The sequence below is a fragment of the Kitasatospora sp. NPDC056731 genome, from assembly GCF_040687675.1.
Classification (GTDB): Bacteria; Actinomycetota; Actinomycetes; order Streptomycetales; family Streptomycetaceae; genus Kitasatospora.
Window position 1 is genome coordinate 65,153 of record NZ_JBFBNR010000033.1, and the last position, 19,122, is coordinate 84,274.

The window sequence follows — 19,122 nt, forward strand, 5'->3', positions numbered from 1 at the left end:
CGCCCCTCACGGCGTCAGCCGGGCGGCGGCGGGCAGGTGGTCGCTGGAGGTGGCGGGCAGGGTCCAGGCGGCGGTCGCGGACAGGCCCCGGGTCATGACGTGATCGATCCGGGCCAGCGGGAAGACCGCCGGCCAGGTGAACCCGAAGCCGCCGCCCGCGCTGTCCTGCGCGGAGCTCAGCCGGCTGGTGACCGGGGCGAGCGCGTGGTCCCCGGCGGCGGTGTTGAGGTCGCCCAGCAGCAGCACCCGGCGCAGGGGCTCCTCGTCCAGCGCGGCGCCGAGCGCGGCGAGGTTGCGGTCGCGGTGAGCGGTGGCGAAGCCGGTGACGTTGAGCCGCACGGAGGCGAGATGGACCACGTACACGGCCAACGGCCCACCGGGGGCCTGGACTTCGGCCCGCAGCGAGCGGCTCCAGCCGGGGTCGATGGTCAGCCGCCGTGCGTCGGTCAGCGGGTAGCGGCTCCACAGCGCGACGGTGCCGATCCGCGTGCGGTGCGGCAGTTCGGCGTCCAGCACGTGCTGGTAGACGGGCAGCGCGGCGTCGGTGACCTCCTCCAGGGCGACCAGGTCGGGGCGGGCGGCGAGCAGCGCCCGGGCCGTGCCGGCGGGGTCCGGGTTCTGCGCGCTCACGTTGTGGGTGACCGCGGTCAGGCCCGCACCGCCGGCCGGGCCCGCACCGCCCCCCGGCGGCGGGCCGCCGCCGGCGAGCACCGGCCCGAGCACGACGGCCCACACCGCGGCCAGCACCACCGCGGCGCACGCCGGCACCGGCGCGCGGCGCAGCGCGGCGGCGAGCAGGACGGCGGGCACCACGACGCCGGCCCAGGGCAGGGCGCTCTCCCACAGGCTCCCCAAGTGGACGCCCAGGCTCGGCACCTGCCGGTGACCGGCCAGGGCGAGGGCGGTCAGCAGGGCCACGGCGGCGGCCACGCGGCCGCGCCGCCAGCGCCCGACCTGCGGGCGCCGCTGCCGACGGCATCGCCGGCCGCCCGGGCGGGAGACACCCGCCGAGGCGCCCCCCGCCGTCCCCTGTCCCGGCCCCGGCCTTGAGACCGCCCCCGCCCCCGGCGCGAGCCCCTCCTGCGATCGGGTCACGAACGCCCCCTACCCGGCCGCGTCGGGCAACTGGGCCGGACAGGTCCCGCCAGGGCTGGTCAGCAGCTCGAAGTGCCAGATCTCGTTGGCGTACACCTGGCAGAGCCCGTACCGCGCGCCGTGCTGGATCAGCCAGTAGTCGGCATTGGTCGGGCCGATGTCGATGGCCTTGCCCGAGACGTGCGCCGACTTCTCCGGCGTGTTCACGAACTGCCTGGCCCGCTCCAGACTCCCGTACTTGGCCACCCCCTTGTCGAGCAGCCGCTGCTGGTACTCCTTGCTGCGCCAGCCCGAGGTGACGGTCATCTCGATGCCCTGGGCGCGCGCGTCCCGGGCGGCCTGCTGGACGGCTTCCAGCAGCGGCCCGTCCAGGTTGCCCACCGCCGGCGCCCCGGTGTCGAACGGGGTCAGCGTCGTGCCGTCGGGAATGTCGCCGTCCGCCCCCGCCGAGGAGCCGGGCCCCGGAGCGAGGGAGGAGGAGAACGGCGCGACGGTGGCCGCCAGGGTCCGCAGCGCCGCCTCGGTCGCCGGCGGATCGGCGGCCGCGCAGGCGCCGGCCAGCGCCAGCACCACCACCGCCCCGGTGCCCACGGCCACCGCCCGCCGGCCACCCCCCGCCGTCCGCCACCGCGTCGCCTCCTGGCGCGTCGTCCCGTCCATCGCTGCCTCCCGGCGCTCGTCACCTCGCCGCGACGGGGAAACCCGGCGGCCACACCATGGGAGGAAATGCGGTGTTACCAGGACGTCTGCACTAACCGATACGTTTTCGATAGGCCCGTTCGTGTCCAATGGACACCAGCGGCAACGGCAACGGCAACGGCAACGGCAACGGCAACGGCAACGACAGCGAGAGCGGGACGGGAGAACAGCGCGTGCGGGTCCTGGTGGTGGAGGACGAGATCTACCTCGCCGAGGCGGTCCAGGCGGGCCTGCGCCTGGAGGCGATCGCCTGCGACATCGTCACGGACGGCGACGCCGCCCTCGAACGCCTCGCCGTCCACACCTACGACGTCGTCGTCCTGGACCGCGACATCCCCGGCACCCACGGCGACGACGTCTGCCGCACCATCGTCGAGCACCGCCTGGGCTGCCGCGTCCTCATGCTCACTGCCGCCGCCCGCCTCAACGAGAAGGTCGCCGGCTTCGAACTCGGCGCCGACGACTACCTGACCAAACCCTTCGACCTCGCCGAACTCGTCGTCCGGCTGCGCTCCCTGGCCCGCCGCCCCGCCCAGGCCGCGCCCCCCGTCCTCGAATACGCCGGACTGCGCCTGGACCCCTTCCGCCGCGAGGTCTACCGCGACGGCCGCTACGTCGCCCTCTCCCGCAAGCAGTTCGCCGTCCTGGAGGTCCTGATGACCGCACGCGGCGGCGTCATCAGCGCCGAGAACCTCCTCGAACGCGCCTGGGACGAGAACGCCGACCCGTTCACCAACGCCGTCCGCATCACCATCTCCGGCCTGCGCAAACGACTCGGCGAACCCTGGGTGATCCAGACCGTGCCCGGCGTCGGCTACCGCCTCACCGACGGCACCCCCACGTGAGCGCCCCGCCCCGCACCCGCCCCGTGCCGCGACCGCGCCGCCTGACCGCCCGCCTGCGGCTCACCCTCAGCTACACCCTCTTCGCCGTCATCACCGGCACCCTCTGCCTGGCCGTCGTCTACATCGGCATGCGCTACATCCCCAACTACCCGCTCACCTCCTCCAACCCCCGCGACCGCCTCTCCGCCCCCTCCCGCCAGGAGATCCTCCGTTCCCTGCTCACCATCTCCGGCTACGCCCTGGCCCTGCTCACCGCCGTCGGAACGATCGGCGGCTGGTTCATCGCCGGCCGCGTCCTGCGCCCTCTCCAGGACATCACCAGTGCCGCCCACCGCGCCGCGGGCGGAGCACTCGAACACCGCATCGCCCTCGCCGGCCCCCGCGACGAGTTCACCGACCTCTCCGACGCCTTCGACGAGATGCTCGAACGCCTCCAGCGCTCCTTCGACGCCCAGCAGCGCTTCGCCGCCAACGCCTCCCACGAACTGCGCACCCCCCTGGCCATCACCCGCACCATGCTCCAGGTCGCCGCCGCCGACCCGGCCCACCAGGACTGGACCACCCTCGTCACCCGCCTCCAGGACACCAACCAGCGCGGCATCGAGATCAGCGAAGCCCTCCTCCAACTCGCCGACCTCGGCCACACCGCCCCCGAACTCGAACCCCTCGACCTCGCCCACACCACCCGCGACGCCCTCGCCGCCGTCCAGGAGGAGGCCGCCGCCTTGGGCGTCACCGTCACCACGGACTGCCGGCCCGCCCCCGCCACCGGCAACCCGGTCCTGCTGCGCCAGGCCGCCGTCAACCTGCTGCAGAACGCGCTGCGCCACAACCTGCCGACCGGCGGATCCGTCACCGTCACCACCGGGGCGGACCCCGCCGGCCCCGGCCGGGTCCGGCTCACCGTCACCAACACCGGCCCCCGTCTGGCCCCCGAGACGGTCCCCACCCTCACCGAGCCCTTCCTGCGGGGCCGCGGCCGCACCGCGCAGTCCGACCCCGCCCGCCGCGGTCACGGACTCGGCCTGGCCATCGTCGCGGCCATCACCGACGCCCACCACGGCGACCTCGGCCTCACCCCCGCCCCCGGCGGCGGCCTGCACGCGACCCTCAGCCTCCCGGCCCGCTGAGCCCCGGCGACTAAACCGCCGAGCCCCCGGCCTCACCCCGTCGGCTGCCCCGGCCGGCCCGGCACCCACAGCGGCACCGGGCCGCCGAGCGCCATGTACCGGGCCGCGTCCTCCTCCAGCCACCCGTCCACCCGGCCCGGATCGCCGCCGCACGACTCCACCAGCGCGGCGGCCGCGATCCGGGCACAGGCCAGCATCAGCGCCAGGGTGTCCCGGCGGTGGTGCCGCTCCCGGACGTAGGCCTCGCCCCGCTCGTCGATGCGCCGGCCGTGCGCCTCCCGGCCCTCGGCCGCCGAAGCGCCCCCGCCCCCGTACCCGTCCCCGCCGTCGGCGGTGACCGCCTGGACGCCGTGCCACACCAGGGCGAGCGCGGCCGGTTCGGCCGGGTGCGCCACCTCCGCCCGGCCCGCCTGCTCACGGGCCTCCGCCGACCGCCGGCCCAGCCACTCCAGCACCGCCGGCACATCCCCCTCGCGGGCCTGGAGCACCAGCTCCGCCGCCCGGTACGCGAGCGCCCGCAGGACCTCCCCGGCCGGCACCCGCAGCCCCGGCGCCGACGGCTCGCCGAACGCCAGCCAGGCGTCCGCGAACGACGCCGCCCGCATCCGCCCCAGCCACGCCGGAGCCCCGGCCGCGTCGCCCACCCACTCCTGCGCACCCAGCCGGACCAGGCCCGCCGCGGCAAGCCGCGCCGCGTCCCCGTCCAGCCCGCACAGCCGTCCACCCCTCACCGCGTACCCCCGTCAGCGCCCTCAAATCCCGTGACGGGCACATCCCACCACACCAGGACGCAAGCGAACTAGACAGGGACCCGACAAAAATTCCGGACGCCGCCCAGCCCCCGATCAGCGGCAACCGCCCCGACGGCCCGCCCGACGGCCCGCCCGGCGGGGCCCGCTCACAGGGCGGTGAGTTCGCCCAGCCCCAGTGTGCGCAGCGTGTGGTCGGCCAGGTGCAGGTGGCCGACGCCGTTGGGGTGTGTGGGGTCGTCCAGCCACGGGATCGCCTCGCCGTCGGGGAACTCGGCGAGCCAGTACGCCTCGTGGTCGACGAGCAACGCGCCCGTCTCCGCGGCGAGTTCGCGCACGGCCTGGCAGTACGCGGGCAGCTCGGGGCGGGCGGCGCGCCCGGCGTGGCTGGCCACGAGCGGCGTGTGCAGCACGATCTGCGCGCCGGCGGACCGGGCGACGATCTCGCGCATGGCGTCGCGGAACTCCCCGAGCCCCTCCAGCCCGGCGGGGGCGTCGTTGGTCCCCAGCGAGAGCGACAGCACGTCCGGTGCGAACCGCCCGATGACGAAGTCGTACGCCCCGAGGACGTCGGTGGCCCGCCAGCCGGACACGCCGGTGTTGACCACGACGTCCGTCAGCCGGCCGAGCTGCCAGCAGAGGCGTTCCTGCACGTGCTCCACCCAGCCGCGCGCGCCGTGGGTGTGCAGGGCGGCCCGGGTGATGCTGTCCCCGGCCGCCACCCAGGTCATCGCACCGTTCGACAGTTCGACCATGTGACCATCCCCCTTTGATGGTTCGTCCTGTGCCGCGGTCCCCGCCGCGGTACCCGAAGAGTTGATCACAGGTGCGCGGGACCGGCGGGCGGCGGGGCGGGCCTCCACGGGGAACCGCGCCGCCGGAACCGGGCCGCCGCAACCGCAGGGCCCCCCACCGCCCGTACCGGGGCGCCGCTACGCGAGGTGGTACTGCACGGGGGTGGAGACCCGGGCGCCCAGTTCGGCGGCGGCGCGGCGCGCCCAGTACGGGTCGCGCAGCAGCTCGCGGCCGAGCAGGACGGCGTCGGCCTTACCGGCGGCGAGGATGTCCTGGGCCTGGACGGGGTCGGTGATCAGGCCGACGGCCGCCACGGGCATGCCGGCCCCGCTGCGCACCGCCTCGGCGAAGGGCACCTGGTAGCCGGGTCCGGCGTCGATCGTGGCGTCGGGGACGAGGCCTCCGGTGGAGACGTCCATCAGGTCCACGCCGTGGGCCAGGAGTTCCTTGGCGAGGCGGACGGTCTCCTCCGAGGTCCACCCGGTGCGGTCGTCCTGCGGGTTCTCGGTGAGCCAGTCGGTCGCGGAGACGCGGAAGAGGACGGGCAGGTCCTCGGGCCACACCGAGCGGACGGCGTCGACGACCTCCAGGGCGAAGCGGATGCGGCCCTCGAAGGAGCCGCCGTACGCGTCGGTGCGGTGGTTGCTGTGGGGGGAGAGGAACTGGTGGATCAGGTAGCCGTGGGCGCCGTGGATCTCGACGGCCCGGAAGCCGGCGTCGAGCGCGCGCCGGGCGGCGTCGGCGAACTGCCGGACGATCCCGCGGATCTGTTCCTCGGTGAGTTCGTCGGGCCTGGTCCGGGCGGGAGCGAAGGGGAGGGCGCTGGGGGCGAGCGGCGTCCATCCGTGGGCTTCGTCCGGGGCGAGGGCGCGGCCGCGGTCGATCCAGGTGCGCTCGGTGGACGCCTTGCGGCCGGCGTGGGCGAGCTGGAGGGCCGGCACGGTGCCCTGCGCGGTCAGGAAGGAGGTGATCCGCCGGAAGGCCGCGACCTGGGTGTCGTTCCAGATCCCGAGGTCGTAGGGGGTGATGCGGCCTTCGGGGCTGACGGCGGTGGCCTCCATGACGATCATCCCCGTGCCGCCGGTGGCGCGTGCCGCGACGTGGGTGAAGTGCCAGTCCGTCGGGGCGCCGGCCGCGTCGCCGTCCGGAGCGGCGCTGTACTGGCACATCGCCGCCATCCAGACGCGGTTGGGGACGGTCAGGGTCCTCAGGGTGTAGGGGGTGAAGAGGGTGGTGCTCATGGACGGACTCCTGTCGGCGGAGGCGGAGGCGGAGGCGGGGGCGGGGGCGGGAGGGGCGAGGGGAAGCCTTCTCGAATGATTGCAGGTGCACTTTGCGTGACACCACAATAGTTGTGCACGCCGATTGCTTGCAAGCGCTCGCAATTTCACCCGGAGTCGCCACCGCCGGCCGGACGCGCTCCCGCGCGATCCTGGTCCCCACGGCCGTCGGCGCTGCGCCGCCCGCGTCCACCGTCCGGGCGGCGGATCCGACCATGCGTCACCAGGAGGTCCGATGAAGATCCCCGGTCCCGACCCCCGGCCGGACGGCGGGGTCGGCGCCATCGCGCAGGCCGGCGGGCTGCACGCCTACCAGCTGCGGCTGCACGCCGAGTACGGCCCCGTGGCACGGTTCCAGCTGCCCGGCGCCGAGACGGCCGTGTCGGTCGCCGACCCGGTGCTGCTGGAGGCCACCGCGCACCTGGACCGCCGCCCCGAGCGCCTGTTCTCCTTCCTGGACCCGCTGTTCGAGGCCGGCAACCTGCAAGTGCTCCCGGCGGACGAACACGCCCCGTGGCGCCGCACCCTGCTCTCGGTCCTGGCCGGCCGCCCCTCGCACGAGCAGGCCTTCGACCGCTTCACCGCGCTCGCGACCGGCCTCGCGGACCGCTGGGCCGCGCGGGGTGCCCGGGGCGAGGCCGTCGCGCTGCAGCAGGACCTGACCGCCCTGTCCCTGCGGATGATCTGCGCGTACGCCCTGGGCGGCGAGGTCGAGGGCCCGGACGTCGTCGCCGCCGCCTTCGAGGAGGTGCTCGCCGACTACCTGGAACGGCTCTACCAGGTGCCCCCCGCCGTCGACCCGCAGGAGCGCGCCGAGCGGACCGCACGGGCGCTCGCCCTCCTGCGCGCGACGGTCGACCGGGTGATCGCGGCCCATCGCGACGGCGGCCGCGCCGACCGCGGCGACCTGGTCGGCGCACTGGTCGAGGCCGGCGAGCGCCCCGCCCGGATCCGCGACACCGTCCTCGCGACGATGCTCGCCGCCCACCACACCACCGGCGTGGCCGTCTCCTGGACCCTGCACCTGCTGGGCCGCCACCCCGAGGCGGCCGAACGCGTCACCGGGGAACTGGACCGCGTGCTCGGCGACCGCCCGGCCCCCGGGTACGCCGACCTGCGGCGCCTGCCGTACCTGCGGACGGTCCTCCAGGAGTCGATGCGCCTCTACCCGCCCGGCCCGTACGGCGCGCGCCAGACCACCGAAGCGCTCACCCTCGGCGCGTACGAGGTCCCGGCCGGGGCGGTGGTCTTCTACCCGTTCTGGGCCATCCACCTGAACCCCGACCACTGGCCCGAGCCCGAACGGTTCTGCCCCGAGCGCTTCACCCCGGAGCAGGCGGCCGGACGCGCGCGGCTGGCCTGGGTCCCCTTCGGGTTCGGCCCGCGCAGCTGCGAGGGCGCCGCCCTGGCCATGGTCGAGTGCGAACTGCTGCTGGCCGTCCTCCTCAAGCGCCTGCGCTTTCGGCCCGTGCCGGGCCACCGGGTGGTCCCGACCGAACGGTTCGTCCTCTGGGCGGCCGACGACATCCGCATGCTCGTCAGCCCGCGCGGGGGCGGGTGAACGCCGCGGGCCCGCGCGGCCCCCGGCCCCGGGCGTGCGGGTGCCCCGGGACGGTTCGTCCCGGGGCACCCGGCATGGGGGAGCGGAGGGGATCAGCCCCCGAGGCTGATACCGGTCTCGGTGGCGTAGCCGGCGACGCCGTTGGGGCCCACCGCGACGGCGGCGTCGAGGAACGAGGCACCGTCAGGACCGAACTGGACGTCGGTGATGTGTAGGGCGCTGCCGTTCGGGCCGACGGAGAACGCCCCGTGGTCGTAGTTCAGGGAGGGGATGTTGTCGGGCGTGGCGGCGGAGGCGATGGTCGCCCCGCCGAGCACGAGCGGGAGGCAGAGGGCGGAGACGGTCAGGACGCGGCGCGCAGTACGCATGGGGGAAGAGCCCTTCCAGATAAGGGTGGTGATGGTCGATCGGACTGCCACGAAATGGCGTCCTGTCACCATCCACACACATGCGTATGCGGAGCGCTACCGGGGATGGCTGTCCGGGGCTACCGGTTCACCCGGGCCCCCCATCGCCGCCCCGAGGACGTGACGGGCGGGCCCGCCGGAGCCGGGGGAGCGCGCCGCCCACGCGGTGCCGCAGCCCCGTGACGGGCCGCCCGGCGACTTGACGCTCAAACCGGTGCTGCTGCGATAGTGACCCGGTGCGCGTCGGCCTGCTCGGACCCCTGGTACTGGACGCCGGAGCGGGCCCGCTGCCGATCGGCGGCGCGCGGCTGCGGGCGCTGCTGGCCTACCTGGCACTGGACGCCGGCCGCGCCGTCCGGCCCCAGGCCCTGGTGGACGCGCTGTGGGCCGAGGCGCCACCGGCCGACCAGGCGAACGCCCTGCAGTCACTGGTGTCCCGCCTGCGGGGCGTCCTGGGCGACCCCGGGCTGCTCACCTTCGGACCGGCCGGGTACCGGCTGGCCGTCGAGGCCGGTGCGGTGGACACCGCCCGGTTCGAGCAACTGGCCCGCTCCGGCAGGCACTTGCACGCACAGGGCCGGCCGGCCGAGGCCGCCGCCGCCCTGCGGGAGGCCCTGGCCCTGTGGCGCGGCCCCGCGCTGGCGGACGTGCGCGAGGCGCCGTTCGCCGACGCCGAGGCCCGGCGGCTGGAGCGGGCGCGGCTGGCCGCCCTGGAGGACCGGATCGAGGCCGACCTCGCGCTGGGCGCCGGACCGGAGCTGATCGCCGAACTCGAATCGCTGACCGCGCGGCACCCGCTGCACGAACGGCTGCACGCCCAGCTGATCCGGGCACTGGCCGCCGGCGGCCGGGGCGCCGAGGCCCTGGCCGCCTACCAGCGGCTGCGCGCCCGGCTGGCCGACACCTTCGGCAGCGACCCCGGACCGCAGCTGCGGGCGGCCCATCTCGCGGTCCTGCGCGGCGAGCTCCCGGCACCCCCCGACCACCGGCCGCCCCCCGGCCACCGCACGCCCGCCGACCAGTCGCCACCCCAACAGCCGCCACCCCAACGGCCGGAGCCCCAACGGCCGGAACCCCGCCGACCACGGCCGCCCGGCAACCCGGACGCGCCGCTGACCAGCTTCGTGGGCCGCGAGGACGACATCCGCCGGGTGGCCGAGCTGCTCGGCCGAGCCCGCCTGGTCACCCTGGTCGGCCCCGGCGGGTCCGGCAAGACCCGGCTGGCCACCACCGCCGGCCGCCGGCTCACACCGCCCGGCGGAGTGTGGTTCGTCGCCCTGGCCCCGGCCGGCCCGGCGGACGTGCCCCGCGCGGTGCTCGACGCCCTGCGCACGCGCGAGGCCGACCTGCCCAAGAACGCCGCGGCCCCGACCCGCCGCCCCGGCACCGCCGAGGAGATCCTGGACCGCCTGACCGAGGTGCTCACGCACGACGACCCGGTCCTGGTGCTGGACAACTGCGAACACGTGATCGACGCGGCGGCCACGCTGGCCGAGACCCTGCTCGGCCGGTGCCCCGGGCTGCGGGTCCTGGCCACCAGCCGGGAGCCGCTGCGGATCGACGGCGAGAACCTGCACCCGGTACTCCCCCTGGAACTGCCCGAACCCGGCTCGACGCCCGAACAGGCCCGCGCCTACGCGGCGGTCCGGCTGTTCCACGACCGGGCCACCGCCGTGTGCCCCGGCTTCGCCACAGCACACGGCTCGCTGGCGGCGGCGGTCGAGATCTGCCGCCGCCTGGACGGCCTGCCACTGGCGATCGAACTGGCCGCCGCCCAACTGCGCACCCTGCCCGCCGAGGTGGTCGCCGCCCGGCTGGACGACCGGTTCCGGCTGCTCACCCGGGGCAGCCGCACCGCCCTGCCCCGGCACCAGACGCTGCGCGCCGTGGTGGCCTGGAGCTGGAAGCTGCTGGCCGCCGACGAACGGGCGCTGCTGGAACGGCTGTCGGTGGCGCCCGGCAGCTTCACCGAGGACGCGGCGCAGGCGGTCGGCGGGCTCGGCGCCCCGCACGCCGACCACCACCCCGGCGACCGTGAGGCCCACGACGTCCCCACCCCCGACGTCCGGGAGCTACTGGCGGCGCTGGTCGACAAGTCGCTGCTGCACCCGCTCGGAGCCGCCGCCACGGGAGAGCCCCGCTACCGGATGCTGGAGACCATCCGGGAGTACGGCCTGGAGCAGCTCACCCGCCACGGGGAGGCCGGCGCCGCCCGCGAACGCCACTGCGGGTTCTTCCTCGCCCTGGCCGAGACCGCGGAGCCGCGGCTGCGCACCCGCGACCAGCTGCGCTGGCTGGCCCGGCTGTCGGCCGAGCGGGACGACCTGCTGGCGGCGATCCGCTGGGCGGTGGAGTCCGGGGACGCCGCGACGGCGGTCCGGTTCGGCGCCGCGCTGTGCTGGTTCTGGTCCATGCGGGGCTATCCGCCGGAGTCGCTGGACCTGCTCGAACGGGTCCTGGAGGTCCCCGGGCCGGCCGATCCGGCGGCCCGCGCGCTGGTGATCGCGACGTACGAGGTCGGCACCGAGTCCATCGGCCGGCCGGAGGACAGGGCGGCCGCCTTCGGCCGGATCGAGGCGGCGATGGCGGGCGTCGACCCCGGTGTCCATCCCCTGCTGGAGCTGGCCCGGCTGGCCGCGGCCATCGCCGGCCCGCAGCCGCAGGCCGCGACCGGGCCGCCCCCGCACACGCCCGACCCTCCAGCCCCCGCGGATTCCCCGGGCTCCCCGGACTTCCCGGACGGCGAGCGCAAGGACCCCTCCAGCGGCCCGTTCACCCTGCTCGTGCGGGGCCTGCTGACCCTGCACACCGGGGACGTCACCGAGGCGGCGGGCTTCCTCGCCCACGCGCTGGCCGGTTTCGAGGCGCTCGGAGAGCGGTGGGGCATGGCGACCGCCCTGAGCACCCTCGGTTCGCTGCGGCGGCGCTCCGGCGACCTGGCCGACGCGCTGGCGATGAACGAGCGGGCCACCCGGTACTTCCAGGAGCTCGGGATGCAGGAGGACACGGTCGACAGCGATGTCCAGGCCGCCCTGATGCGCGCCCAGGCCGGGGACGCGGACGGCGCGCGGCGGCAGCTGGCGGGCCTGCTCGACCAGGTGGCGCAGGCCGGATGGGCCGAGCCCCGGGCCCTGGTGTGCCTGGGCCTGGCCCAGCTGGAGTGGCGGGCCGGGCGCCGGGAGCAGGCCCGCGCACACGCCCTGGCCGCCCTGGCCCAGGCCCCCGGCGGCCAGCCGGTGCCCTCGCACCTCACCGCCCTGCTGCTGGGCGTGCTCGCGCAGCTGGACGCGGCGGACGGCCTGCCCGACGCGGCGGTGCGCCGGCTCGACCACCCGGCGGTGCACCTGGTGCTGACCTGGAACTCGGCGGTCGCGGCCCGGATCGCGGTGGCGGCCGCCGACATCGAGCTGTGCCGCGGCCGGCCGGGGGAGGCGGCGCTCCTGCTCGGCGCCGCCGACCTGCTGCGGGGCTCGGACGACCTCGGCGACACCGACGTGCACAGGATCGCGGGGCGGGCCACGGCCGACCTGGGAGCCGCCGGGTTCGCGTCCGCGCACGCCGCGGGTGCGGCGATGGCGCGGACCGAGGCCAGGGACCTGCTGTCCGCGATCATCACCGCACCCGCACCCGTGGCCGGGCCGCCCCCGTCAGTGAGCCGGAACTGAAGCCGGATCCGGAGCCGGGGCAGGGGCCGGCTTGCCGAACATGGCGCAGGTCACCGCACCCTGCAGGGCCTGGCCGGCCGCGGTGAGCTTCGCGTCGGCCCCGAACTCGAACAGGAACTCGGTCGCGATCAGGACGGTGGCCGTACGGCTGCCGGTGCCGTCGGTGAGGTTGGTGCTGGAGTAGCCGGTGATCCCCCCGTCGTGGGCCCAGACGGTGCCGCAGGGGGTGCGGCCCGTCTCGATGCCCAGGCCGGAGCCGGGCCCGTCCACCGGGTTCTGCGGGTCCATCGGCACGGTGGTGCGCAGCTGCGCCAGCTGGGCCGCGGGCAGCAGCCTGCCGGACATCAGCGCGTTGTAGAAGCGGGACCAGTCCTGCGCGGTGGACACCACGGCCCCGGCCGCCCCGCCCCAGCCCGGGTCGTTGCCGGAGACGTCCACCCGGCCGTCGCGGTGCACCCCGGCCACGTCCCGGAACGCGGCGGGCACCCCCGCCGGCATGTGGGCGGAGTCCGGCTCGTAGCCGCGGACGTGGCGGCCGCGCCAGCTGCCGTCCGTGGCGAGGTAGGTGTGCTTCAGGTTCAGCGGCCGGGCGATCCGGTCGCGGACCAGGTCGGCGAGGCTCGCCCCGGTGACCCGCTCCAGGACGGCGCCGACCGCCGCGTAGTCGGTGTTGCTGTAGGACCACCGGGTGCCCGGCGGGAACAGCGCCGGGCGCTTGACGCCCACGGCGAGCAGTTCGGCGGAGGTCCACCGGTGCGGGTCCTTGCCGAGGATCGACGGCAGGACGGCGGGGTCCTCGGTGTAGTCGGCCAGGCCGCTGGTGTGGTTCAGCAGCATCCGCAGCGTGATCGCCCGGCCGTCGGGCACCTGGCCCGGCAGCCACGCCTCCACCGGGTCGGTCAGCGCGAGCCGCCCCTCGGCGGCCAGTTGCAGGGCGATCACGGCCATCATGGTCTTGGTGTTGGAGCCCATCCGGAACTCGTCCCCCACCGCGAGCCGCTGGTCCGCCGCGGCCCAGGGGGCCTGCTCGGCGATCTCGACGGGCCGGCCCCGGCCGTCGTCCACCCGCACCACCACCCCCGGCGCCCCGGCAGCCACCAACTGCCGCGCCAACTTCTCCAGTTGAGCCCGCTGCGCCTCGGCCCCGCCCCGGGTCGAGGCGGGCGCGGACCCGGCGGTGGTCAGGGGGGCCGGGAGCGCCGGACCGGCGGCCAGTCCCACGGTGAGGGCCGACGCGGTCAGCACGAGCGGCGCCAGCCGCAGGCGGCGCGACCACCCCGTCCGGGACGGCGAAGGGTCAGTCGAAGAAGGAGGAGAAGAAGGAGAAGTGGCTGGCGACATGGATCCGTTCCCTCTGGTTGCCGGGTGATCTGGACGGCCCCAGCCTGTGGCCCGCCGCTGGCAAACCGCGCACAGCACGCTGGCACCCGCCGTCCACCCCGGATCCGCTGTCCGCCTCGCCGTCCGCCCCGGTGCCCGCCGGCACCGGGGCGGACGACGCGGCCGCGCTCGGATCAGCAGGACCCGGCCGGGCGGTCGCGGACCACGAGGTCGTTGCGCCCGGCGGTGGCGTCCAGCCAGACCGTCCGGGTGCCCTGGTCGGCGGCGGCGTGGAACTGGCTGCCCCGGTTGCAGGAGACCCGCACGGGGGTGCCGCCGCCGACCGGCAGCTGGTACAGCTTGGGCAGCGCGGCGTTCGACCAGCCGTTGCTCGGCTGGGCGCTGCGGTGCAGGAAGGTGATGGCCTGGTCGGTGGCGGTGAGCTCCATGTCCGCCGGGGTGTACGGCGAGTCGGCGGAGAGCAGGTCGCGCACGCCGGAGCCGTCCAGGGCGCCGGAGCGCAAGGCGGTCGGGCGGGTGCGGTCGGCCGGGGCGGCCAGCCAGAGCAGCCGGTCGCCCGCGAGCAGCGGGGAGGCGAGGTACGGCGGGTCGGTGCCGTTCGGGGTGCTCACCGGGTACTGGGCGGCGACCTTGCCGGTGGCGGTCGAGAAGACCGTCGGCGCCTGGACGCCGGCCCCGTCGGCCGTCCAGGACTCGATCCAGCCGAGCAGGCCGTCCTTGAACGCGAGGGACGTGAAGGACGTGAGGTTGTGGCCCTCGGGCAGTGGGAGCTCCACGGGCGGGGCGCCGTCGTGGGAGAGGCGGACCCGGGTGCGGCCGGTGTCGTTGTCGGTCACCGTGAAGGCGATGTCCCCGCCGGACACCCGGACGCTGCCGGGCGACTGGTCGGGGGAGTGGAACACGCTGCGCACCGGGCCGCCGGACAGCGGGCGGGTCAGCACCTCCGTCCCCCACGTGCCGGTGGCGTCGGGTCCGATCGCCAGCCAGACGGCGGACGTGCCGTCGGTGGCGGCCCAGCCGTGGATCCGCCCGTCGTCCGGGCTGAGCCGGGTCGGGGTGCCGGGGGAGGTGGTGGAGCCGGTGTACAGGGCTGTCGCGCCCTTGCCGTTCGGGTCGGTGTTGCCCATCACCCAGTGGCCTCCGCCCGCGGCCGGTCCGACCGGGGCGGAGGTGGCGGGCAGCAGCGGGCGGGTGTCCGTCCCGAGCCGGTTCTGCCAGCCGGCCTTGATCCCGTGTGCGTCGAACGCGGCGGCCACCTTGCGCAGTTGGGCTCCGCTGAGTTTGAGGGCCCGGCCGGCGGCGAGCACCGCGTTGCGTCCGTCGACGAAGTCGTCGAGCGGGGTGAGGTATTCGGCCATCGCCCGGTAGACGAGGCGGTCGGCGGTGAGCGGGTCGAGGGTGCGCCGGATGTCCCACAGGGCGCCGCTGAAGATGGTGGCGTTGAGGTGCGCGCCGCCGTTGTCCAGGTCGAGTCCGGCGCCGAGGTAGTCGTCCACGGTGGTGCGGTGGTCGTCCAGGCGGCGGTTCGCGCAGTCCTTGGGGGTGCCGGTGCGGCACAGGTTCTCGCCCATCAGCGGGGCCGCCGGGTCGTCCATGGACATGCCGCGGGCGGTGACCTCGATGGCGTTGCCGAAGTAGTCGGCGAGTCCCTCGTTCATCGCCCCGGACTGGCCGTCGCCGACCAGGTTGGCGGTGTGCTGGATGACGCCGTGGGTCATCTCGTGCCCGGCCACGTCGAGGGCGGCGGAGAACGGCAGGAACCTGGCGTTGCCGTTGCCGTAGAGCATCTTCTGCCCGTCCCAGGCGGCGTTCGGGAAGGGCTTGCCGCGGTTGCTCACGTTCACCACGGAGGTGATCGCGCCGCCCTTGCCGTCCAGGCCGTCGCGGCCGAGCCGGTCGTGGTAGAAGCCGTACACGGCGGCGGCGTTGAGGTGGGCGTCGGTGGCGCCGCTGGTGCCGGTGGAGGCGGGGAAGGCCGGGCCCGGGGAGGCGACGGGGAGGCTGTCGTCGGGCAGTCGGCCGCTGAACTCGTTGTAGTCCCGTCCGGTCGCGTCGTAGGTGGTGATGGTGACGGGCCGGGTGAGGTCGACGAGTTGGTAACTTCCGTCCGGCTGGCGGGAGATGTTCACCGGCACGGTGCGGCCCAGGAGGTCGGGGGCGGTCCCGGTGGCGGGTTCGGCGGCGGCCGCGCCACGGGCGGCGCCGGCCCCTGTGTCGTCGGCGCCGCTGACCTGGTAGGGGGCCGAGGAGTCGTGGGCGAGGGCGACCACGCCGAGCGTGGCGTCCGCGTAGACCTCGCGGACCAGCGGTTCGCCGTTGCCCGGGTCGGCGGTGTGCACGGTGAAGTGCCGGGCGAGTCGGCCGGTGCCGCCCGGCAGGACGACCAGGCCGCGGTCCTCGGCGGTGGCCCCGGCCCGGGCGCGCGGGTCGGGGAGCGAGTCGAGCGCGAGCTTGCGCAGCACCGCGTCCGGCACGGCGGGGGCGGTCGGCGCGGTCAGCCCGGTGAAGTATTTGCCGCCGACCGACTCCACCCGCTGGCCGGCCCCCTCGCCGGTGAGGCGGACCAGGTACTGTCCGCCGAGCACCGGTATGCCGCCGTGGTACTGCTGGAACCTGACGGTGCGCCGGTCGGCGGCCGTGCGCTCGACCGCGAGCTCGGTCAGCTGCCCCGGATCGACCCGGTACCGGTCCAGGTGGGCCGCGAGATAGGCCCGGGCCGCCTCGACCGGACCGCCGGGCGCCGCCTCGGACAGCCCGGTCACCAACTGCGGGGCGGCGGTGCCCTCACCGGCCACCAGGGCGGGGACGGGATCGGACTCGGCGGTCGGGCCCGGCGGCGCGGCCAGGGCGGGGGAGGCGGTCACGGTGAGCGCCAGCGCCAGACTCAGGGCGGCGCCCGAGCCGAGCACCCTGGCCACTGGACGGGAACGGTGATGCACTGCGGTCCTCCACGGAAATCGGCAGTGACGGCAGCACGACAGAGCTGCCTTTCACGGAGGAACGGGGCACCGGACAGGCCCGGTTCAGCCGGTCGCCGCCCTCCGGCCGCCCCCGCGGGGCCGCGCCCTCCCGCCGAGTTCGTCGCCCCCCGCCCGGCGCACCCGCCCCGGACGAACGCTTTCCCGGGGCTCCCGGGGCGTCGCCCGGCAGCGCCGAGACGCAGCTGCGCACCCGGCTCTACCCCGTTCGGCCTCCGGCCCCACGGCCTGAACCAGCCCCCACCGGGCCGCCGGCACGCCCCGGGGGCCGACGGCCGGCTCACCGTGGCCACCTTGTCGAAGAACCCGCCGCGTGTCCGCGGATACGGCACCCGATCGGGTGCGGAGTCCCACCCGCCCGGACCATTGCGCGTCTCACCCGACCGCCCCGCGGGGGGCGCTCGGGATCAGCCGGTCTGCGATCCGGGCCGGCTCTCCTCCCGCCACTGCCGCACGGAGCGCACGATGTCCTGGCCGATCCGGTCCAGGAAGGCTGCGGCGTCGTCCATCCGGGCGCCGGCCGGTGTGCCGGGGCCGAGCGTTTCGGCTCCCTGGCGGGCGACGCCGGCGAGCATCGTGTTCCGTTCGGCGCTGGCCAGCAGTGCCCGGTACCAGACGTCGTCGTCGATGACGTACCGCTCCCGGCGCTGCTGTTCGCCGCGTTCGCGGCGGATCAGCGCCTGGCCCTCCAGGTAGCCGACGGCCTTGGAGACGGCGGCCGGGCTGACCTGCAGCCGTTGCACCAGTTCGCCCGCGGTGAGGCTGCCGTCGTCGGTGACGTACAGGCAGGCGAGGACCCGGGCGACCATGCGGGGCAGGCCGCTGTGCACCAGCAGCTCGGCCAGTTCGTCGGCGAATTCGCTTACCGCCTGCGGGTCGCGGCCCTCGGCCGGCGGCGTGGTGGCGGCGGCCGGTCGGGCGGTCGTGCCGCTGCGGCGGGAGCGCTGTGCGGTGGCGCGCTGGGCGTGTTCGGCCCGGTAGTCGGAGGGCCCGCCGTTGCGGGCGATCTCGCGGGTGACGGTCGAGGTCGGCCGTTCGATCTGCCGGGCGATCTCGCCGTAGCCCAGCCCTTCGGCCAGTCCGGCGGCGATCCGGTGGCGGTCCTGCGGGGTCAGCCTGGCTCCGGGCATCCGTCCTCGTCTCCTTCCGTCGCGTGAACAGTATCCGTCCGGCTCGCCCACTGTTGCAATGGAGTCGCGACGTTCTGTTGCATTCACCGGGAGGTTCATTGCAAGAATATTGTGGTATCTACCTGCGAATACATCCACCATCGGCAGGTTTCGTATTGACCATTATGTGAATTTGCTCGTAGCTTCTTCCCGAACCGCGACACCACATCGAGGGGGAACACGCCATGGGAACCACCACGCGCGCAGCCGTCGCCACCCTGCTCGCCGGGGCCGTGCTGGCCGGCGCCGCCGCCGCACCGGCGTTCGCCGCGCCCGCGCCGGAGGGCAGGGGCGGGCACCCGGGGGTCCAGCGGGTGCTGGACCGGGCGGTGGCCACGGGCGGTCTGCCCGGCGCGGTCGCCGAGGTCCGGGACGGCGACCGCCGGTGGTTCGGCAGTGCGGGTGTCGCCGACCTCGCCACCGGGCGGGCCCGTCTCGCGCAGGACCGGTTCCGTATCGGCAGCACCACCAAGACCTTCGTCGCCACCGTCGTCCTCCAGCTCGCCGCCGAGGGGCGGCTGAGCCTCGACGACAGCGTGGAGCGCTGGCTGCCCGGCCTCCTCGACGCCCCCGGCTACGACGGCGGCCGGATCACCGTGCGCCAGCTCCTCAACCACACCAGCGGCATCTACAACTACGCGATGGACGAGAAGGTCCGGCAGGAGGCGAGCGGCCTGCCCTTCCTGCGGCACCGCTTCGACAGCTACACCCCCGGACAGCTCGTCCGGATCGCGCTCGCCCACCGGCCCGACTTCGCGCCCGGCACCGGCTGGACCTACTCCGACACCAACTACGTCCTCGCCGGCCTGATCGTCGAACGGGCCTCCGGCGGCACCCTGGCCGCGCAGATCGAGCAGCGGATCACCACCCCGCTGGGCCTCACCGGCACCTACGAACCCTCCTCCGACGACACCGCCATCCACGGGCCGCACGGGCGCGAGTACTCGCGTCTGGGGCTCACCGGGCCGAACGCCACCGCCTACGACGTGACGGAGCTGAGCCCGTCCTGGGGCTGGGCCGCCGGCGACATGGTCTCCGACGTCCGCGACCTGAACACCTTCTTCGCCGCCCTGCTGGGCGGACGGCTCCTGCCGCCCGCCCAGCAGCGGGAGATGTTCACGATGATCCCGACCGGGCACCAGTGGATCGACCAGGCGGACTACGGTCTGGGCGTCGCGGGCGTCAGGCTCGACTGCGGCCCCACCGTCTGGGGCATGGGCGGCGCCATCAACGGCTCGTGGTCCTACGTGTTCGGCACCCGCGACGGCCGGCACCTGCTCGCCACCAACGTCAACGGCGACTGGGTCGAGGGGAGTTGGCCGATCGCGGTGTTCACCTCCGAGCTGGAGGCGGAGTTCTGCCCCGGCTCGTGACGGCCGGGCACGTGACGCTCCCGGCTGGGCACGAG

Annotated in this window: 14 protein-coding genes; 5 read left to right on the plus strand and 9 right to left on the minus strand. The window is 75.4% G+C overall.

Annotated elements, in window-relative coordinates; all coding sequences use genetic code 11:
* Positions 1-6 precede the first annotated feature (6 nt).
* Both AB0R04_RS28345 and AB0R04_RS28350 read right to left on the minus strand, forming a co-directional pair.
* Positions 7-930: an endonuclease/exonuclease/phosphatase family protein gene (locus AB0R04_RS28345; RefSeq protein WP_363376132.1), complete on the minus strand. Its 924-nt coding sequence runs from the start codon at positions 928-930 to the stop codon at positions 7-9.
* Positions 931-1,104: 174 nt separating this feature from the next.
* The gene (locus tag AB0R04_RS28350) at positions 1,105-1,755 is read right to left on the minus strand and encodes a M15 family metallopeptidase (protein WP_363376134.1); all 651 of its coding nucleotides are present in this window, start codon (positions 1,753-1,755) and stop codon (positions 1,105-1,107) included.
* Positions 1,756-1,967: 212 nt separating this feature from the next.
* On the opposite strand from AB0R04_RS28350, the gene AB0R04_RS28355 reads away from it, so the two are divergent.
* Both AB0R04_RS28355 and AB0R04_RS28360 read left to right on the plus strand, forming a co-directional pair.
* Complete coding sequence (locus tag AB0R04_RS28355) at positions 1,968-2,639, plus strand: response regulator transcription factor (RefSeq protein WP_063353004.1); 672 nt, start codon at positions 1,968-1,970, stop codon at positions 2,637-2,639.
* Complete coding sequence (locus tag AB0R04_RS28360; RefSeq protein ID WP_363376136.1) at positions 2,636-3,769, plus strand: HAMP domain-containing sensor histidine kinase; 1,134 nt, start codon at positions 2,636-2,638, stop codon at positions 3,767-3,769. The genes AB0R04_RS28355 and AB0R04_RS28360 overlap by 4 nt, the downstream gene beginning before the upstream one ends.
* Positions 3,770-3,801: 32 nt before the next feature.
* On the opposite strand, the gene AB0R04_RS28365 is transcribed toward AB0R04_RS28360, so the two are convergent.
* The 3 genes from AB0R04_RS28365 to AB0R04_RS28375 form a co-directional block, all read right to left on the minus strand.
* Positions 3,802-4,500, minus strand: coding sequence for a hypothetical protein (locus AB0R04_RS28365; RefSeq protein WP_363376139.1), 699 nt, complete (start codon positions 4,498-4,500; stop codon positions 3,802-3,804).
* Positions 4,501-4,667: 167 nt separating this feature from the next.
* The gene (locus AB0R04_RS28370; protein ID WP_363376142.1) at positions 4,668-5,273 is read right to left on the minus strand and encodes an SGNH/GDSL hydrolase family protein; all 606 of its coding nucleotides are present in this window, start codon (positions 5,271-5,273) and stop codon (positions 4,668-4,670) included.
* Between the two features lie 177 nt (positions 5,274-5,450).
* Entirely contained in the window at positions 5,451-6,554 is a 1,104-nt protein-coding gene (locus tag AB0R04_RS28375) for an NADH:flavin oxidoreductase/NADH oxidase (protein WP_363376145.1), read from the minus strand.
* Between the two features lie 274 nt (positions 6,555-6,828).
* Between AB0R04_RS28375 and AB0R04_RS28380 the strand changes: the two genes are divergently transcribed.
* Positions 6,829-8,154 carry a cytochrome P450 gene (locus tag AB0R04_RS28380; protein WP_363376148.1) on the plus strand — a complete coding sequence of 442 codons (1,326 nt, stop codon included), beginning with the start codon at positions 6,829-6,831 and terminating at the stop codon, positions 8,152-8,154.
* 92 nt (positions 8,155-8,246) lie between these two features.
* On the opposite strand, the gene AB0R04_RS28385 is transcribed toward AB0R04_RS28380, so the two are convergent.
* Positions 8,247-8,522 carry a hypothetical protein gene (locus AB0R04_RS28385; protein WP_363376149.1) on the minus strand — a complete coding sequence of 92 codons (276 nt, stop codon included), beginning with the start codon at positions 8,520-8,522 and terminating at the stop codon, positions 8,247-8,249.
* A 275-nt stretch (positions 8,523-8,797) separates the two neighbouring features.
* On the opposite strand from AB0R04_RS28385, the gene AB0R04_RS28390 reads away from it, so the two are divergent.
* Positions 8,798-12,226 (plus strand): BTAD domain-containing putative transcriptional regulator, encoded by a 3,429-nt coding sequence (locus tag AB0R04_RS28390; protein ID WP_363376152.1) that lies wholly within the window; start codon positions 8,798-8,800, stop codon positions 12,224-12,226.
* Here the strand turns inward: AB0R04_RS28390 and AB0R04_RS28395 are convergent.
* The 3 genes from AB0R04_RS28395 to AB0R04_RS28405 form a co-directional block, all read right to left on the minus strand.
* Positions 12,209-13,471, minus strand: coding sequence for a serine hydrolase domain-containing protein (locus tag AB0R04_RS28395; RefSeq protein WP_363376155.1), 1,263 nt, complete (start codon positions 13,469-13,471; stop codon positions 12,209-12,211). The two genes, AB0R04_RS28390 and AB0R04_RS28395, sit on opposite strands and share 18 nt — an antisense overlap.
* 269 nt (positions 13,472-13,740) lie before the next feature.
* Complete coding sequence (locus tag AB0R04_RS28400) at positions 13,741-16,485, minus strand: M4 family metallopeptidase (protein WP_363376157.1); 2,745 nt, start codon at positions 16,483-16,485, stop codon at positions 13,741-13,743.
* 467 nt (positions 16,486-16,952) lie between these two features.
* The gene (locus AB0R04_RS28405) at positions 16,953-17,675 is read right to left on the minus strand and encodes a MarR family transcriptional regulator (protein WP_363376160.1); all 723 of its coding nucleotides are present in this window, start codon (positions 17,673-17,675) and stop codon (positions 16,953-16,955) included.
* A gap of 224 nt (positions 17,676-17,899) precedes the next feature.
* Here AB0R04_RS28405 and AB0R04_RS28410 point away from each other — a divergent pair, with 224 nt between their 5' ends.
* Positions 17,900-19,087: a serine hydrolase domain-containing protein gene (locus tag AB0R04_RS28410; RefSeq protein WP_363376162.1), complete on the plus strand. Its 1,188-nt coding sequence runs from the start codon at positions 17,900-17,902 to the stop codon at positions 19,085-19,087.
* Positions 19,088-19,122 lie beyond the last annotated feature (35 nt).

Bases quoted from the DNA above. Each gene is read 5' to 3' on its own strand.
- AB0R04_RS28350 (WP_363376134.1), bottom strand. From the start codon at position 1,755: ATGGACGGGACGACGCGCCAGGAGGCGACGCGGTGGCGGACGGCGGGG.
- AB0R04_RS28370 (WP_363376142.1), bottom strand. From the start codon at position 5,273: ATGGTCGAACTGTCGAACGGTGCGATGACCTGGGTGGCGGCCGGGGAC.
- AB0R04_RS28375 (WP_363376145.1), bottom strand. From the start codon at position 6,554: ATGAGCACCACCCTCTTCACCCCCTACACCCTGAGGACCCTGACCGTC.
- AB0R04_RS28380 (WP_363376148.1), top strand. From the start codon at position 6,829: ATGAAGATCCCCGGTCCCGACCCCCGGCCGGACGGCGGGGTCGGCGCC.
- AB0R04_RS28385 (WP_363376149.1), bottom strand. From the start codon at position 8,522: ATGCGTACTGCGCGCCGCGTCCTGACCGTCTCCGCCCTCTGCCTCCCG.
- AB0R04_RS28405 (WP_363376160.1), bottom strand. From the start codon at position 17,675: ATGCCCGGAGCCAGGCTGACCCCGCAGGACCGCCACCGGATCGCCGCC.
- AB0R04_RS28410 (WP_363376162.1), top strand. From the start codon at position 17,900: ATGGGAACCACCACGCGCGCAGCCGTCGCCACCCTGCTCGCCGGGGCC.